Origin of the sequence: Ferrovibrio sp., assembly GCF_025869515.1 — a bacterium.
In the GTDB taxonomy this organism is placed as follows: Bacteria; Pseudomonadota; Alphaproteobacteria; order Ferrovibrionales; family Ferrovibrionaceae; genus Ferrovibrio.
The window spans coordinates 1-16,535 of record NZ_JAOZVR010000122.1; the positions used below are offsets into that span (position 1 = coordinate 1).

Here is a 16,535-nt window from a genome sequence, read left to right on the forward strand (position 1 = left end):
CGAGCGCCGATCTGCGCGACGATCCGTCGAAGCTGGAGGCTTGGCTCGCGGTTTCCGATGGCGCACATTGATTTCATAAAACGAGGGAGCGAAACCATGCAACGTACGAAACCGCCATTCCGCGCCGATCATGTCGGCAGCCTGCTGCGCCCGCAGGTTCTGAAAGAGGCCCGCGCCGAACGCAAGGAGGGCAAGATCGATGCTGCCCGGCTGAAAGCGGTGGAAGATGAGGCGATCAAGAAGGTCATCAGACAGCAGGAAGACGTCGGCCTGAAAAGCATCACCGACGGCGAGTTCCGCCGCTCCTGGTGGCATTTCGATTTTCTCGGCTTCCTCGACGGCGTCGAGTATTACACCCATGCCGAACAGGGTATCCAGTTCTCCGGCGTGCAGACCCGCGCCGAGGGCGTCAAGGTCAAGGGCAAGATCGGCTATTCGGGCCATCCGATGGTCGATCACTTCAGGTTCCTGAAGGCCCATACGAAGCAGACGCCGAAGATGACAATTCCGTCGCCCAGCGTGCTGCATTTCCGCAGCGGCCGGAACGCGATCCCGAAGGATCTCTATCCGAATCTGGACGATTTCTTCCGTGATCTCGGCCAGGCCTACAAGAAGGCCGTGCAGGATTTCGCCAATGCCGGCTGCCGCTATCTGCAGCTGGATGAAACCAACCTGGCCTATCTCTGCGACCCCGAGCAGCGCGAACTGTCGCGCCAGCGCGGCGACGATCCGGACAGCCTGCCGGAGAAATATGCCGAGATGATCAATACGGCGATCGCCGACCGGCCGAGCGACATGGTGATCTCCATGCATCTCTGCCGCGGCAATTTCCGCTCCACCTTCATTTCCAAGGGCGGCTACGAGCCGGTCGCCAAGACCCTGCTCGACACGATCAAGGTCGATGGCTATTTCATGGAATACGACAACGAACGCTCGGGCGGATTCGAGCCGTTGCGCCATTTGCCGAAGGGCAACAAGACCGTCATCCTCGGCTTGGTGACCTCGAAATCCGGGCAGCTTGAATCGAAAGACAACATCAGGCGACGGATCGAGCAGGCGGCGAAATTCGCCGATCTGGAGCAGCTCTGCCTCAGCCCGCAATGCGGTTTCGCCAGCACCGAGGAAGGCAACGTGCTGGCCGAGGACGAGCAGTGGGCAAAACTGCGCATGATCGTTGAACTGGCCGAAGAGGTCTGGGGCAAGGCCTGACGTCAGCTCCGGCAGCAGCATCCAGCGGCCTCGCAGGCGACTGCGGGGCCGCTTTCTTTAGCCTCTGTCGCAATTGTGACGATGCCCGGGCTGCGTTTCTGGCATAAACTCCGCATAAACGGGGTGCCGCCATGATCCGATACAGTCTATTCGCAATCCTTCTGTTGGCAGCTGTGCCGGCGCAGGCACAGCAGCAGGCACAGCAACTGGCGCAGCAGCCGGCGTCAATCCTGCCGCTGATCGACGCCCATGTGCATTACAGCCACGACGCCTGGGATAATCTGCCCACCGCCGACGCCATTGCCATCCTGCGCCGGGCCAATCTGCGCAAGGTGCTGGTGTCGAGCTCGAGCGACGAGGGGACCCAGCGGCTGTATCAGGCTGCACCCGATATCATCGTGCCGGAGCTGCGGCCGTATCGCCGGCGCGGCGAGATCGGTTCGTGGTTCCGCGACGACAGCATCATCACCCATATGGAAGCCCGTCTGGCGCAGTACCGCTATGTCGGGATCGGCGAATTCCATCTCTACGGCGCCGATGCAGATCTGCCGGTGCCCAGGCGTATGGTGGCGCTGGCCAGGCAGTACAAGCTGTTCCTGCATGCCCATAGCGATGGCGATGCGGTCGAACGCCTGTTCCGCCACGATCCCGATACCATTATCCTCTGGGCCCATTCCGGTTTCGACCGGCCCGATGCGGTTCGTGCGCTCCTGAAACGCTATCCCAATCTCTGGGCCGATCTGGCCTTCCGCAACGATCACGCATCCGGCAGCAAGGTCGATCCGGCCTGGCGCGCCCTGTTCGAGGAATTCCCCGACCGCTTCATGGTCGGCACCGATACCTTTACGCCGGAGCGTTGGTATTACATCGAGGAGCATGCCAAATGGTCGCGTGCCTGGCTTGCCGACCTGCCGGCGCCGCTCGCCGAGCGGATTGCCTTCCGCAACGCGGAGGCGCTGTTCGCACGCACCGGCTTCCGGATCGATCGCTGAGCCCGGCCATGCGTGCTGTCGCGCTCAGTCTCGCCCTGCTGCTGGCGCCGGCATCGGTTCTGGCCTGCGCGGACCTGCCGGTGCAGGCGCGGCTGGTCGAGGGCTCGCATTTCCGTCTCGTGGTGCTGCCCGATCCGATGCCGATCCCGCTGAATGCGCCTTTCGCTCTTGATATCAAACTGTGCGACGCCCGCATGGCAGAGTTGCCGCGGCTCAGCGCTGTCGATGCCTGGATGCCGGCGCATCGTCACGGCATGAATTATATGCCGAAGCTGGCCAAGCTCGACTGGGGACATTATCGCGCCGAAGGCCTGCTGCTGCATATGCCGGGCGAATGGGAATTCGTTTTCGATTTCGCCGGCCCCGACAAGCCCGAGCGGCTGAGCTTCCGCTTCGACGCGCAATGAGGCTGTTCCGGCTGGTCGCTGGCTGCCTGCTGATCGCGGCTGCCGGCTTTGCGCAGGCCGCGGATGCACCGGTTTTCGATGCCGCGCAGACGCGGCGTATCCTCAGCCATGGCCCCTGGCCGCCCGAGATGGTTGCCGACCGCAGCAACCGCCTGTCGGGCCGGCCGGAAGCGATCCGGCTCGGCGCTGTTCTGTTCGGCGATACACGGCTTTCCGGCAATGGTGCGATCAGCTGCCAATCCTGCCATCAGCCGCAGCATGGCTGGAGCGAGGCCAGGGCGCGCAGCGAGGGACTGCAGCGCCTCGACCGCAATGCGCCGGGCCTGCTCAATGCGCGGCTGCAGCGCTGGTTCGGCTGGGATGGCGCCAATGACAGCCTCTGGGCCGCTTCGATCCGCCCCATCCTGGCGCATACCGAGATGGGCGGCTCTGCTGCTGCCACCGCGCAACTCCTGCGCAACGACCCGCCGCTGGCCTGTCTCGCGCGCCACGTCGATCCGGCGGCGGCAGCCATGGAGGATGCAGACCTGCTGGTGCTGGCGGCCAAGGCCATGGCGGCCTTCCAGGAGACCCTGGTTTCGCCGCGCACGGCTTTCGATGATTTCCGCGATGCGCTGGCGGCCAGCGACCGTATCGCGATGACGCGCTATCCGGCAGCGGCGCAGCGCGGCCTGGCGCTGTTCACCGGACGCGGTCAATGCGGCACCTGCCACAGCGGGCCGAATTTCAGCAACGGTGAATTCCACGATACCGGCCTGCCGTTCTTTATTGGCGATGCCGGCCAGCCGCCCGGTACGCCGCGTCGCGTCGATCCCGGTCGCCATGGCGGCATCGCACAGGTGAAGGTCAATCCGTTCAATCTGCTCGGCCGTTACAATGACGATCCGTCATCGCCGGCGGCGATTCCGATCCGCCATGTGGTGCAGTTGCATCGCAACTGGGGGGAGTTCAAGGTGCCGGGCCTTCGTAACCTGATCGCTACCGCACCCTATATGCATGATGGCAGCAAGGCCGATCTGCACGCGGTGATCCGGCATTACTCCGATCTGGATGAGGACCGCCTGCATGCCGACGGCGAGGCGATCCTGAAGCCGCTCAATCTCGGCGATGCGGAGATGGCCGATCTGCTGGCATTTCTCGAATCGCTCAGCGGTCCCGAGGACAGCGCCGCGCGCTATCAGGCTTTGCGCGCCGAGGCGGCCCGCGTCTGTCCGTAAGCAGGGCTCTCCTGATCAGGTATGGAGAATCTTCGCCGCCGCATTGCGCAGCGGCAGGGTGATCGTCGCCACCGTGCCCTTGCCGGGCTGCGATTCCAGTTCCAGGCTGCCGCCATGCAGTTCCGCCAGCGATTTCACCAGCGGCAGGCCAAGGCCGGTACCCTGATGCTCGCGACTCAGCACGCCGCGCACCTGGCCGAAGGGCGCCAGCGCTTTCGGAATGTCCTGCGCCGTCATGCCGACACCGGTATCGTGTACGGCGATCTTCAGGATGCGATCGTCCAGCGATGCCGCCACCCAGGCGCGGCCGCCGCGGGGCGTGAACTTCACCGCGTTGCTCAGCAGGTTCAGCAGCATCTGCCGCAGCATGCGTTCGTCGGCCTGCAGCAGCGGCAGCCCGTCGGGGATATCGGCGCTGAGCTGAACGCCGGCCCGGTCGGCCTGCATCTGCATCATTTCCAGACTGTCGATGATGACGGCCGATGGATGCAGTGTTGCGATATGCGGCTCCATGCGGCCAGCCTCGACCTTGGCCAGATCCAGCACGTCGTTGATCAGCTGCAGCAGATGCTCGCCGGATTTACGGATATCGTCGACATATTCCAGCTGCTTCGCCGGCATGGCGCCGAAATAACCGGCCAGCAGCGATTCCGAAAAGCCGATAATGGCATTCAGCGGCGTACGGAATTCGTGGCTCATATTGGCCAGGAAGGCGCTCTTCGACCGGTTCGCCACCTCGGCCATTTCCTTGGCATGCAGCAACTCGCGTTCGGTGGCCTCGCGCTCGGCGATATATTTGGTCAGCGCCACGGTGCGCTCGTCGACGCGTGCTTCCAGGGTATCGGCCAGGTCGCGCAGCTGGTCCTGCACCCGGCGCAGCTCGGTGATATCCGAATACGAGGTGACGAAGCCGACATCGGGGATCGGCGTGCCGATGATTTCGATCACGCGTCCATTCGGCCGGCGACGTTGCAGGCGGTGGGCTGCGAACTGGCGCGCGAGCGCTACGCGTTCTGCCACCATGGCATCCACATTGCCAGGACCGTATTCGCCATGCTCCACGTTCCAGCGCACAAAGCGTTCGAAGGGTGTGCCCGGCTCGGCCATATCGGCCGGATAATCCAGCAGCTCGATGAAACGCTGGTTGCAGATCAGCAGCTTCAGCTCGGTATCGAACAGCGTGATGCCATGACTGATGGTGCTCATCACCACGTCGAGCAGGCGGTTCTTGTCGCGCAGCTCGGCGGTACGATCCTGCACGGCGTTTTCGAGCTCTTCGCGCACGCGCATCAGGGCCTGTTCGCTCTTCCGCCGTTCGGTCACATCGCTGTAGACGGAGACCCAGCCGCCGCCGGGCAGTGGCGTGCCGCGAATGTCGATGATGGTGCCATTCGGCCGGGTGCGTTCCAGCCGGTGCGGCTGGAACTGGCCGGCCAGTGCGATGCGCTCGCTCACCAGGGACTCGACATCGCCGGGGCCGTATTCGCCGCGCACGGCGTTGTAGCGGTAGAAGGTCTCGGCCGGCGTGCCGGGTACGGCGAAATTTTCGGGAAAGTCGAGCAGGTCGAGATAACGACGGTTACAGGCGATCAGCTTCAGCTCCCGGTCGAAGATGCTGATGCCTTGATCAAGGTGGTCGAGACCCTGCAGGAGTTGCACATTCTGGTGCACGCCGCCGAGCTCCTTCGCTGTTACTGTCCCCACCAAGCTAAACCGTACGGCGCCGGAAAAAAATGGCGGAAAGGCACGCAACCGCAGTCTGTCGATTCAGCCATGAAAAAAGCCGCCTTTCGGCGGCTTCGTTCGCATTGCGAAGATTTCGCAGATCCGATTACATCGAACCTTCGCGCTGGGCGCGCTTGCGGGCCAGCTTGCGGGCGCGGCGGATCGCCTCGGCTTTCTCGCGGGCGCGGCGCTCGGACGGCTTCTCGTAGTGACCGCGCAGCTTCATCTCGCGGAAAATACCTTCACGCTGCATCTTCTTCTTCAGCGCCTTGAGCGCCTGATCAACGTTGTTATCGCGAACCAAGACCTGCACGTCGGGTCCATCCTTTCGGGTCAATAGAATTCCGTTTGCGGAGCTAGGCTCCGGCAAGTGGCGGGTTCTAACACGCTGCCCCGGCTTTGTGAAGCGGCTTTGTGGATATCCCGATGCAATATTCGCGATCTCTTAAGTCATTGGCAGAAATACATGATCTGACGACTTGGCCAGACGGGTGGTCTGTCCTAGGCTCTGTGCCATGGCAATTCTGAAGATCGCGAAGATGGGCCACCCGGTACTGGCCCGGCCGGCCGACTCGGTCCCTGACCCGACGGCCCCGGAAATCCGGCAGCTGATCGCCGATATGGTCGATACCATGATCGATGCGCCCGGCCAGGGCCTGGCTGCCCCCCAGGTGCATGTGCCGCTGCGGGTGGCGGTGTTCCTGACCCCGGACGAGGGCGACGGCGAGCGCGAACTGGTCACGCTGGTCAATCCGCGCTGGGAGCCGCTGGGGCCGGAGCAGGACATGGCCTGGGAAGGCTGCCTGTCGGTGCCGGGCCTGCGCGGGCTGGTGCCGCGCTACACCCGCATCCGCTATGAGGGTATGTTGCCCGACGGCAGCCGGCTGGACCGCGAGGTCGGCGGCTGGCATGCCCGGGTGGTGCAGCATGAACTCGATCATCTCGACGGCATCCTGTACCCGCAGCGCATGACCGATCTGAAGGACCTGGTTTTCGAAAGCGAATTGCGGCATCGGGCCAGTCTGCGTCCGCCTGAACTTGAAGATTAGGGAAGGAGGAAGAATGAGCGACGAGCATCTTCTGACCGAGAAACGGGCCCTTCTGGCGGCCATGCTGCCGCATGTGCCGTTCGATGGCTGGAGCGCCAAATCCCTGAACCTGGCGGCCGCAGATTGCGGCTACGACAGCGGCATCGCCATGCGGGCCTTCCCCGGCGGCGCGGCAGAGGTGCTGGATTTCTGGGTGGCGGAAACCGATGCCGCCATGCTGCGTGCGCTGGAAAGCCGCGACCTGGCCGCGATGAAGGTGCGCGAGCGGGTGAAGCTGGCGGTGCTGACCCGGCTGGAGCTGGTGGCGGCGCATCGCGAGGCGGTGCGCCGCGCGCTGACGCTGGAAGCCCTGCCGCAGCATGCGCCGCGCGCCCTGAAGCAATTATACCGCACTGTCGACGCGATCTGGTATGCCGCCGGCGATACCGCCACCGATTTCAACTTCTACACCAAGCGCATGCTGCTGGCCGGCGTCTATGCCACCACGCTGCTGCACTGGCTGGACGATAAATCGGAAGGCTTCGCCGGCACGGCGGCGTTCCTCGATCGCCGGCTGGCCGACGTGATGCGCATCGAGAAGGCCAAGGGTCGCCTCAGCAAGCTGGCTGACAGGCTGCCGAATCCGTTCCGCCGCCTGCGGCGGGCCTGACGGCACTGAAACCAAAAACAGGGAAGAGGGCGATCAGATCGACAGGCTGATGAACTTGCCGGCCTGGCTCACGGGCTGCGGCACATTGCCGGTCCCCTTGGCGCTGTAACTGATCACCGGGGCGGCAGGCTCGCCCGAGCCGCTGCTCGGCTGGCTCGAATCATCCTGATAGCTCGGCGCCGATGCGGGGCGTTCGACCGGCTCGGTCTGCGGCGGCGGGCTGTCAGCCAGGAAAGCCGTAAACCGGCTCACCTGCGCATATTGCTGCACAGCAGGATTGTCGGTGTTGCTGATCAGGGCATTCTTGACCGGCCGCTGCGAGAATCTCGCAACGCCAGTCGAGCCTGCACTGAGTTCATCGATCGCCATGATCGCGCTCCATCGCACCCTGGGCGTTCTGGCCCTAGTACCGACAGAAAAACCACCGTTCTCGGCAGTTATGGTTAATCAATATTAACCATCATTATAGCGATGCATCGCCCGACCGCAAGCCGAACGCAACAATATGTTTATGACTTATGGTTGTGGGGCCTGCCCCTTGGGATAGAGCCGGTTGACATGGCCCATCTTGCGGCCGGGGCGGGCTTCCGCCTTGCCGTAAAGGTGCAGTTTCGTTGAACTTTCGGCCAGCAGGGCGGGCCAGGCGTCGACCTCGTCGCCGATCAGGTTTTCCATCACGGCATCGCAGAGCCGGTCCGGACTGCCCAGCGCCAGGCCGCAGATCGCCCGGATATGCTGCTCGAACTGCGAGGTGACGGCGGCATCCAGCGTCCAGTGGCCGGAATTGTGCACGCGCGGCGCGATCTCGTTGACCAGGATCCGGTCGCCGCAGTCGAACAGTTCGACCGCCATCACGCCGACATAGTCCAGGCCCTCGGCCAGGCTGGCGGCAATTCTCTCGGCTTCGGCGGCGAGGACCGGTTCGATCCGCGCCGGCGCGTAGGTGCGCCACAGAATATGGTTGCGGTGGATATTCTCGACCGGACCCCAGGAGGCGATGCGACCGTCGATGCCGCGCGCCAGCACCACCGACAATTCGCGCCGGAAGCTGATGAAGCCTTCGGCGATCAGCTGGTCGGAGTTCAGCGCGGCGAAGGCGGGCGCGGTATCTTCGGTGCTGGCGATCTTGGCCTGACCCTTGCCGTCATAGCCCATGCGCCGCGTCTTGAGCACCAGCGGCAGGCCGAGCGGCCCGACCGCACCGCACAGATCGGCCGGATTGGCGACGGCGCGATAGGGCGCGGTGGCAATGCCGCGGCTGTTGCAGAAATCCTTCTCGAACAGGCGGTCCTGGCTGACGCGGAGCGCCTCGGTGCCGGGGCGCACCGGGACCAGCCTGGCGATCTCGGCCACCGGATCGAAGGGAATGTTTTCGAATTCGTAGGTCACCACGGCGCAGTCGCGCGCGAATGTCGCCATCGCCGCTGCATCGGTGTAGTCGGCGCGGGTGAATTTCGCCGCCACTTCGGCGGCCGGCGGATCGGCTTCCGGCGCGAAGATATGGCAATGATAGCCCAGTCGCGCCGCAGCAATCGCCAGCATGCGGCCGAGCTGGCCGCCGCCGAGGATGCCAATCATGCTGCCGGGCGGAATCACAGTCATTATTTGCCGCGGCTCGGCTTGAGCTTGATCGCCCGGGTCTGCTTGGCGCGCCAGGCCTGCAGGCGCCTGGACAGCGCCGGATCGTTCAGCGCCAGGATGGCGGCCGCGAGCAAACCGGCATTGATGGCGCCGGCCTTGCCGACGGCCAATGTGCCGACCGGAATGCCGCCGGGCATCTGCTGGATCGACAGCAGCGAGTCGAGGCCCTTGAGTGCCTTGCTTTCCACCGGCACGCCGAGCACCGGCAGATGTGTCATGGCGGCCGCCATGCCGGGCAGATGCGCCGCGCCGCCAGCGCCGGCGATGATCACCTGGATGCCGCGCGCATGCGCGCCGTGGGCATAGTCATACAGCCGCTGCGGCGTGCGATGCGCGGAGACGATGCGATGCTCGGCCGGCACCTTGAGCGCCTTCAGGATGTCGGCGGCATGTTCCATGGTCGCCCAGTCGGACTGGCTGCCCATGATGATACCGACCAAAGGCTTCTGGGCGGCCGGACCTTTACGCAACGCCATGAGTTACTCCTGCGGCGGAAAGCGGCGGATTATAGGGGCCGGGTCCGGGCTGTAAAGCCGGACTTGGGCAACCTGCAAAAGCCTGGAATCGGGCACCTTTCCTGCGGTGGCATGGCTGGCCGATCCATGCTTTGTTAACGCCTTCTGCGGCATGAGTAACGCAGACTGCCGTTTCAGACGGCTATGCCTGGAAAGCGGGGCATGGTGAAGATCGAAGACCGTCGACCGGTCGGACTGGGCACGACGACCCCCATCGGGCCGTCGGGTGGCAGCGCGCGCCCGGTTGCGGTCACGCCGGGGCAGGGGGCGATCACCGCCACCACGGCGTCGGCCAATCCGGCCGCCACCGCCACCGTGATGGGGATTCCCGAACCGGAACTGACGCCGCGGGTGCGCGATGCGATCGTGCGGCTGATGGGTGAGGTGGACCAGCTGCGCAATGAGCTGAACCGCACGCGCCATCGTCTGGCCGAGCTGGAACGCCTGGCCGACCGCGACACGCTGACGCCGCTGTATAACCGTCGCGCCTTCGTGCGCGAACTGAGCCGCGCGATGGCGCATGTCGAACGCTACGGCCGGCCGTCCTGCCTGATCTATTTCGATCTCAACGGTCTGAAGGAGATCAACGACAAGCACGGCCATGGCGCCGGCGACGCCGCCCTGATCCAGGTCGGCCAGATCCTGATCGACAACACGCGCGAATTCGACGTCGTCGCCCGGCTTGGCGGCGACGAATATGGCGTCATCCTGAGCGAGACCGATGCCCAGCAGGGCCGCGAGAAGGCCGAGCATCTGGCCGAGGCGATCCGCCGCCGTCCGCTGCACTGGGAGGGCAAAACCCTGCCGCTGGATGCCGCCTATGGCGTCTACCCGCTCAAGCCCGGCGAGGATCCTGGCGCGGCTTTGGCCGCCGCCGACCAGATGATGTACAGCCATAAACTGGCCCGGCGCACCGCGCGCGGCTAGGCGCTCTCTGCCAACCCTCTGATTTCATTCTAACAGTTGCGGCCCGCCCGACCCCGCCCGAGGCCGGATCGCGGCCAATTGGATGCCGGTTCGATCCTGTTCGAAGCCAGTTCGATCCCGTTCGAAGCCAATTCGATCCAATTCGATCCCATCCGATCCGGCTGGATCCCGTTCGATCCGGTCCGGCGCCCGGTCGCTGCGGATCTGCAGATTCACGATGGTCATCAGCGAAAACGGAACATATAATGAACGAAAGCCGGGTTTCAAGACTGTGAGCAAGGAGGCGGCATGGCGGCCGACAGCGACTTCCGCGACTACGTGCTGGACTGCATGGCGGCGACCGGGATGGGACCGGTCGAGAATGCCCGGCTGTTCGGCGGCACCAGCTTCAAGATCGATGGCGCGCTGTTCGCCGTGATCCTGCGCAACACGCTGTATTTCGTGGTCGACGATCTCAGCCGGCCGCGTTTCGAGGCGGCCGGCATGGGGCCTTTCACCTATGCGCGCAAGAACCAGCAGCGCGTGATCCCGCGCTGGTACGAATTGCCCGAAGATGTGCTGCTGGATGCCGAAGACTTACGCGACTGGATGCGCGAGGCCATGGCGGCGGTGCGCCGCACGGCCAAGCCGGCCGGCAAACCGCGCGCCTCCAAAAAGAAGCCGGCGGCCGCAAAAGCCAGGCCGGTGCAGAAGGCGCGGCCGAAGCCGGAAAAACCTGCTAAAACCGCAGCGAAACCCAAAGCCGCCGCGAGGAAAGTCCGCGGCAAATAAAACGGCCCTGCGCGATGATGCCGCGCAGGGCCGGGAGACAGGCCGGGAGACAGGCCCGGAGACAGGGCCGCGGTTCGATATGCCGCGACGCGCGCTGTTTCAGATCGGCTGATGGCGCGGGCGGTGTTCCTCGCGCAGCCGCTGCTCGCGGGCCAGCTTGAACATCACGAAGATCGGCAGGCCGCTGAGCATGGCGGCGAAATTGGCCGCGATGATCCAGTCGACATGGAACCAGGTCACCATGCCGTCGGCGACGATGAAAAATTGCAGGACGGCAAATACCAGGAAAAAGGCGGCACCGGGAAACTGCGTCTTGGGGAAGGCCATGATCGTCTCCTTTTCTTATGTCGTTTTGAGCGCACGACTGCATGGCCGGAGACTAGGCCGTGCGCCCGGTTTGCGCCCCCGATAAGACTGTGACCCCTGTGATCGCCTTGTGACCTGGATGTTGCGGTTTACCGGGAATCGGACGGGCACGGAACGCGCCTTATAAGTTGTAAGGCCGGGGCCGGCAGTTGTAATATTCTGGCCTTACGGTCCAGGGGGACCGGGAGCATCTATTCTGGGGACAAGGCCGTGCGCAGGTTCGTTCGGTTCGGGGCAGGGATGGTCGCCATTGTGGCGGTTGCCGCGCTTTTCCTGTCGGCATCGGTTGCGCTCGCGGCATCGGGCCAGCGTCTGGCGCTGGTGATCGGCAACAATGCCTATGCCGATGGCGTACTGAAAAATCCGATCAACGATGCGCGTGCCATGGCTGGTGTATTGCGCGAGCTCGGTTTCGAGGTGCGCGTGCTGGAAAACGCCGACCGTATGGTGATGCAGCGCGCCGTGGTGGAGTTCGGCCGCAAGCTGAATGAAGATACCGTCGGGCTGTTTTACTTCGCCGGCCACGGCATGCAGGTGCGTGGGTCGAATTACCTGATTCCAGTGAAGGCCGAGATCGCCAGCGAAGACGAAGTTGAAGTCGAGGGGCTGGATGTCGCCTATGTGATGGCGCGCATGGCCACGGCGAAGAACCAGTTCAACATCGTGATCCTCGATGCCTGCCGCAACAATCCGTTCCAGCGCAGTTTCCGCTCGGTCAGCAACGGCCTGGCAGCGATTTCTGCGCCGACCGGCACGCTGATCGCCTATGCCACGGCGCCGGGCTCGGTGGCGAGCGACGGCGATGCGGCCAACGGCATCTACACGTCGGAACTGGTGCGGGCGATCCGGCAGCCCGGCATCTCGATGGAAGAGGCCTTCAAGCAGGCGCGCAGCGGCGTGATTACCCGTACCCAGGGCAGGCAGACGCCGTGGGAGAGTTCGTCGGTGGTCGGTACCTTCATGTTCAAGGCGGCACCCTCGCAGACCGCGTCGCTGGCCGCGCCGGCCGCACCAGCCAGGGACAACGCCGGCGACATCGCGCTGTGGAACGCGGTGAAGGACAGCCAGGACCCGCGCGATTTCCAGGCCTATCTCGACAGTCATCCGAACGGGATTTTCGACCGGCTGGCGCGTGTGCGCATCGCCGCGCTGGGCGATGCGGCCAGCAAGTCACGCGCCGCCGTGCCTGCGGCTGCTCCCGCCGCTGCCGTGCCGGAGGCCAAGTCCCCGCCGCCGTCGGCCAAGGCGCCCGAGCCCACCGTGACGGCCAGCCTGCAGCCGCCCGTCGGGCTGAATACGGCCGCATCAGGGGATTATGAGGGACAGCTGCGCCAGAGCTGGCCGCGGGTGGAAGCGGCATTGAGGGCACACTGGCAGAAGGAATTCGCCAGCTACCGCGTGATGGTGACGGGGATGTCAACGACGGCACTGCCACTGGACCTGAAATTCTCGAAGGCAACCCTGGACTCGGTCGACCTAGCGGTGCGTAAGGCAGTTGTTACGGTCACCGGCCAGCGTCTGGAGGCAGACCGTTACGGCGGTTCCATGTGGGTCGGTTTCGTCACGCCGTTCAGCTATGCGCTGGACCTCGTCGACAACCGGGTCGTGATCGGCGAATACCACCTGGCGCCAGCCGCGGCGCGCGGCCAGTAATCCCTGATTTTGACAATAGCGACCGGAAGCCTGCGGCCTGATCAAAAGCGAAAAGATCGGACGCATGCGCACCTGCGGGCTGGAGCCGGGCGGGCAGGCGCGCTTGCCGACTGGATCGCGCAGCGCCGCATGCTGCCGGTGCGCCGGTTCGACCGCCTCGGCGCTGCTGGTCGAAGATGAGCTTTGCGTCCTGCGGCTCCCGAGCAGAAAAATTAAGATCAGAAGCGACCGGGTTGTGACCATGGAAATGGCGGGTTTCCCGGAATCGGTCGCGGCAGAGCGCGTCTTATAGGTTGTAGGCGGTTTGCCGGAAGTTGTAGTATTGAAGGTAACGTCCAAAAGGACGGGAAGCATCTATTCCGGGGGCAAGGCCGTGCGCAGATTCGTTCGGTTCGGGGCAGGGATGGTCGCCATTGTGGCGGTTGCCGCGCTTTTTCTGTCGGCTTCGGTTGCATTCGCGGCATCGGGCCAGCGCTTGGCGCTGGTGATCGGCAACAATGCCTACAGCGACGGCGTGCTGAAAAATCCGATCAACGATGCGCGCGCCATGGCCGCCACACTGCGCGATCTCGGTTTCGAAGTGAGCAAGCTGGAGAATGCCGACCGCAGTTCGATGCAGCGCGCCGTGGTGGAATTCGGCCGCAAGCTCAATGAAAACACGGTCGGCCTGTTCTATTTCGCCGGCCATGGCATGCAGGTACGCGGCAGCAACTACCTGATCCCGGTGAAAGCCAGCATCCAGAGCGAGGACGAGGTCGAGGTCGATGGCGTGGATGTCGCCTATGTGATGGCGCGTATGGCCACGGCGAAGAACCAGTTCAACATCGTGATCCTCGATGCCTGCCGCAACAATCCGTTCCAGCGCAGCTTCCGTTCGGTGAGCAACGGCCTGGCGGCGATCTCGGCGCCGACCGGCACGCTGATCGCCTATGCCACGGCGCCGGGCTCGGTGGCCAGCGACGGCGATGCCAGCAACGGCATCTATACATCCGAGCTGGTGCAGGCCATGCGCCGCCCCGGTATTTCCATGGAAGAAGCCTTCAAGCAGGCGCGCGGCGGCGTGATCGCGCGCACCCAGGGCAAGCAGACGCCATGGGAAAGCTCGTCGGTGGTGGGCCATTTTTCCTTCAAGCCGGGCGACCAGGTCTCCGCACTCTCAGGCGGCGCACCGTCGACCGACAATGCGGCCGAGATCGCTTTCTGGAATACCGTGAAAGACAGCCAGGACCCGCGCAGCCTGCAGGCCTATCTCGACAGCTATCCTCACGGCGCCTTCGAGCGGCTGGCACGCCTGCGCATCGGCACGCTGGGCGATGCGGACAAGGGCAAGGCCGGCTCAGCCGCGGTGGCCAGTCTGCAAGCACCGCAGGCCACGGGCAGCGGGCTGCCCGATGCGAATGATTTGAGCGCCGCGCTGCTGCGCGACTGGCCGGCCGTCGAGGCAGCCTTGCGCGAGCATTTCAAGGCCAACTTCGCCACCTACCGCGTGATTCTGCCCGCCAACTCGCCGATCATGGATATCCGCTTCGAGAAGGCGACGTTGACGAATGTGGTCGACGCCACCACCGCCCATATCATGGTCGAGGGGCAGCGGTATGCCGCGGGCAGCTATGTGAACAGCGCGCCGACCTGGTGGGCCTTCAAGTCGATGTTCTCTTACGAAATCAAATTCACCGACGGCAAGGTGACCCTGGGCAAATACCGCATGATCCCGGTCACCCCTGACAACCGCGCGCTGCATCAGTAATTCCCGGGGCAACCGGCCGGTGCTGCCGGAATAACGATGATGCTCTGCAATCCAACATCGATCGGCAATCATCCCGGTGCAGAGCAATCCTGAAGTTGTGAAACCCTGCAGCCGTAGTAAAATCCGCGAGCGATCAGGGGGCAGGTGGATGATTGCCCCGGCCTGGCTACAAGAGGAAGCCTGACTACAAGGGGAAGACAGTGCAGACGCTGCTTCGGTTCGGGACCGCAATGACTGCCGCCCTGGTGGCTGCGGGGCTTGTCCTGTTTGCGTCAGCAGCGCAGGCAACATCGCAGCGCCTGGCGCTGGTGATTGGCAACAACGCCTACAGCGATGGCGTGCTGAAGAATCCGATCAACGACGCGCGCACGATGGCGACCACCCTGCGCGAACTCGATTTCGAAGTCCGCATCCTGGAGAATGCCGACCGCACCGCGATGCAGCGCGCCGTGGTCGAATTCGGCCGCAAGCTCAATGCCGGCACGGTCGGCCTGTTTTACTTCGCCGGCCATGGCATGCAGGTGCGCGGCAGCAATTACCTGATCCCGGTCAAGGCCAGCATCGAGAGCGAGGACGAGGTCGAGGTCGAGGGCGTGGATGTCGCCTATGTGATGGCGCGCATGGCCACGGCAAAGAACCAGTTCAACATCGTCATCCTCGATGCCTGCCGCAACAATCCGTTCCAGCGCAGCTTCCGCTCGGTGAGCAACGGCCTGGCGGCGATCTCGGCGCCGACCGGCACGCTGATCGCTTATGCCACGGCGCCGGGCTCGGTGGCCAGCGACGGCGATGCGGCCAACGGCATTTACACGTCGGAATTGGTGCGGGCGATCCGGAGCCCCGGCATCTCGATGGAAGAGGCGTTCAAACAGGCGCGCGGCGGCGTGATCGCGCGCACGCAGGGCAAGCAGACGCCATGGGAAAGCTCATCGGTGGTGGGCAATTTCATGTTCAGGGCGGCGCCGGCGACGCAGGTGGCCTCGCTGGCCGCGCCGGTTGCGCCGCCCGGAGACAGTGCAGCCGAGATCGCCTTCTGGAACACCGTGAAGGACAGCCGGGATTCGCGCGACTTCCAGGCCTATATCGACAGCTATCCCAATGGGGCGTTCGATAAGCTGGCACGTGTGCGCATCGCGGCCCTTGGTGATGCCGCGAAGACGCGGGCGGCTCCGGTTCCTGCCCCTGAGGCCAAGGTGCCGCCGGCCGCGACGCCGGACTCGAAGAAAGATACGGTGGCTGTCGCCAGCCTGAAATCTGCGCCTCTGCCGTCGAAGCCGGGATCCGCCTTCGTGGATACCGGCGATCTGGAGGGCACGCTGCGTCAGAACTGGCCCGAGGTGGAGGCTGCGCTCAAGGCGCATGTGAAGAAAGAGTACAATATGTACCGCACCCTGATCCCGGCCTATACGCCGGTGACCGACGTGCGCCTCGACAAGGCAACGCTCGAGAACGTGGTGGATGCCACTGCGGGCCGCATCCACGTGCAGCTCAACGGCATGATCCAGCTTACCGGCAGCTTCGGCGCCAACATGCCGGTCTGGCGCACGTTCACGGCGCCGTTTGCGTATGACGTGAAGTTCGTTGACGGCAAGGTGGTCATCGGCCGCTACGATTACCGCACGCCGGCCCAGGCGGCCCAGTAACCCGCCGCAATCCGCTGCCGCGCT

The 16,535-nt window shown here is 64.3% G+C and carries 18 protein-coding genes; 11 read left to right on the forward strand and 7 right to left on the reverse strand.

The window, feature by feature from the left end:
• The first annotated feature begins 96 nt into the window (after positions 1–96).
• The 4 genes from OJJ21_RS23275 (at position 97) to OJJ21_RS23290 (ending at position 3,825) form a co-directional block, all read left to right on the forward strand.
• Positions 97–1,209, forward strand: coding sequence for a 5-methyltetrahydropteroyltriglutamate--homocysteine S-methyltransferase (locus OJJ21_RS23275; RefSeq protein WP_297690344.1), 1,113 nt, complete (start codon positions 97–99; stop codon positions 1,207–1,209).
• A 173-nt stretch (positions 1,210–1,382) separates the two neighbouring features.
• Entirely contained in the window at positions 1,383–2,201 is an 819-nt protein-coding gene (locus tag OJJ21_RS23280) for an amidohydrolase family protein (protein ID WP_297690455.1), read from the forward strand.
• A gap of 8 nt (positions 2,202–2,209) precedes the next feature.
• The gene (locus OJJ21_RS23285; RefSeq protein WP_297690345.1) at positions 2,210–2,608 is read left to right on the forward strand and encodes a hypothetical protein; all 399 of its coding nucleotides are present in this window, start codon (positions 2,210–2,212) and stop codon (positions 2,606–2,608) included.
• On the forward strand, positions 2,605–3,825 hold the full coding sequence (locus OJJ21_RS23290) for a cytochrome c peroxidase (protein WP_297690346.1): 1,221 nt from the start codon (positions 2,605–2,607) through the stop codon (positions 3,823–3,825). The genes OJJ21_RS23285 and OJJ21_RS23290 overlap by 4 nt, the downstream gene beginning before the upstream one ends.
• A 15-nt stretch (positions 3,826–3,840) precedes the next feature.
• On the opposite strand, the gene OJJ21_RS23295 is transcribed toward OJJ21_RS23290, so the two are convergent.
• Together OJJ21_RS23295 and rpsU are read right to left on the reverse strand one after the other, a co-directional pair.
• A complete protein-coding gene (locus tag OJJ21_RS23295) occupies positions 3,841–5,496 on the reverse strand; it encodes a PAS-domain containing protein (protein WP_297690347.1) in 1,656 nt (551 codons plus the stop codon).
• Positions 5,497–5,656: 160 nt separating this feature from the next.
• Positions 5,657–5,863, reverse strand: a complete 207-nt coding sequence (gene rpsU, locus OJJ21_RS23300) for a 30S ribosomal protein S21 (protein ID WP_144069020.1) — start codon at positions 5,861–5,863, stop codon at positions 5,657–5,659.
• Positions 5,864–6,065: 202 nt separating this feature from the next.
• Here rpsU and def point away from each other — a divergent pair, with 202 nt between their 5' ends.
• Both def and OJJ21_RS23310 read left to right on the forward strand, forming a co-directional pair.
• The gene (def, locus tag OJJ21_RS23305) at positions 6,066–6,599 is read left to right on the forward strand and encodes a peptide deformylase (protein WP_297690348.1); all 534 of its coding nucleotides are present in this window, start codon (positions 6,066–6,068) and stop codon (positions 6,597–6,599) included.
• 13 nt (positions 6,600–6,612) lie between these two features.
• Complete coding sequence (locus OJJ21_RS23310; protein ID WP_297690349.1) at positions 6,613–7,248, forward strand: COQ9 family protein; 636 nt, start codon at positions 6,613–6,615, stop codon at positions 7,246–7,248.
• 33 nt (positions 7,249–7,281) lie between these two features.
• On the opposite strand, the gene OJJ21_RS23315 is transcribed toward OJJ21_RS23310, so the two are convergent.
• The 3 genes from OJJ21_RS23315 to purE all read right to left on the reverse strand — a co-directional run bounded on the left by OJJ21_RS23315 (position 7,282) and on the right by purE (position 9,365).
• Complete coding sequence (locus OJJ21_RS23315) at positions 7,282–7,617, reverse strand: hypothetical protein (RefSeq protein WP_297690350.1); 336 nt, start codon at positions 7,615–7,617, stop codon at positions 7,282–7,284.
• 147 nt (positions 7,618–7,764) lie between these two features.
• The gene (locus tag OJJ21_RS23320; RefSeq protein WP_297690351.1) at positions 7,765–8,850 is read right to left on the reverse strand and encodes a 5-(carboxyamino)imidazole ribonucleotide synthase; all 1,086 of its coding nucleotides are present in this window, start codon (positions 8,848–8,850) and stop codon (positions 7,765–7,767) included.
• Positions 8,850–9,365: a 5-(carboxyamino)imidazole ribonucleotide mutase gene (gene purE / locus OJJ21_RS23325; RefSeq protein WP_297690352.1), complete on the reverse strand. Its 516-nt coding sequence runs from the start codon at positions 9,363–9,365 to the stop codon at positions 8,850–8,852. The genes OJJ21_RS23320 and purE overlap by 1 nt, the downstream gene beginning before the upstream one ends.
• A gap of 201 nt (positions 9,366–9,566) precedes the next feature.
• Between purE and OJJ21_RS23330 the strand changes: the two genes are divergently transcribed.
• Complete coding sequence (locus OJJ21_RS23330) at positions 9,567–10,331, forward strand: GGDEF domain-containing protein (protein WP_297690353.1); 765 nt, start codon at positions 9,567–9,569, stop codon at positions 10,329–10,331.
• Between the two features lie 24 nt (positions 10,332–10,355).
• On the opposite strand, the gene OJJ21_RS23335 is transcribed toward OJJ21_RS23330, so the two are convergent.
• The gene (locus OJJ21_RS23335; RefSeq protein WP_297690354.1) at positions 10,356–10,556 is read right to left on the reverse strand and encodes a hypothetical protein; all 201 of its coding nucleotides are present in this window, start codon (positions 10,554–10,556) and stop codon (positions 10,356–10,358) included.
• Positions 10,557–10,619: 63 nt separating this feature from the next.
• On the opposite strand from OJJ21_RS23335, the gene OJJ21_RS23340 reads away from it, so the two are divergent.
• The gene (locus tag OJJ21_RS23340) at positions 10,620–11,102 is read left to right on the forward strand and encodes a TfoX/Sxy family protein (protein WP_297690355.1); all 483 of its coding nucleotides are present in this window, start codon (positions 10,620–10,622) and stop codon (positions 11,100–11,102) included.
• A 99-nt stretch (positions 11,103–11,201) separates the two neighbouring features.
• Here the strand turns inward: OJJ21_RS23340 and OJJ21_RS23345 are convergent, their stop codons facing one another.
• Positions 11,202–11,429, reverse strand: coding sequence for a hypothetical protein (locus tag OJJ21_RS23345; RefSeq protein ID WP_297690356.1), 228 nt, complete (start codon positions 11,427–11,429; stop codon positions 11,202–11,204).
• Between the two features lie 279 nt (positions 11,430–11,708).
• On the opposite strand from OJJ21_RS23345, the gene OJJ21_RS23350 reads away from it, so the two are divergent.
• From OJJ21_RS23350 to OJJ21_RS23360, 3 genes are all read left to right on the forward strand, one after another.
• Positions 11,709–13,121, forward strand: coding sequence for a caspase family protein (locus OJJ21_RS23350; RefSeq protein WP_297690357.1), 1,413 nt, complete (start codon positions 11,709–11,711; stop codon positions 13,119–13,121).
• A 403-nt stretch (positions 13,122–13,524) separates the two neighbouring features.
• Complete coding sequence (locus tag OJJ21_RS23355) at positions 13,525–14,868, forward strand: caspase family protein (protein WP_297690358.1); 1,344 nt, start codon at positions 13,525–13,527, stop codon at positions 14,866–14,868.
• Positions 14,869–15,098: 230 nt separating this feature from the next.
• Entirely contained in the window at positions 15,099–16,511 is a 1,413-nt protein-coding gene (locus tag OJJ21_RS23360) for a caspase family protein (protein WP_297690359.1), read from the forward strand.
• Positions 16,512–16,535 lie beyond the last annotated feature (24 nt).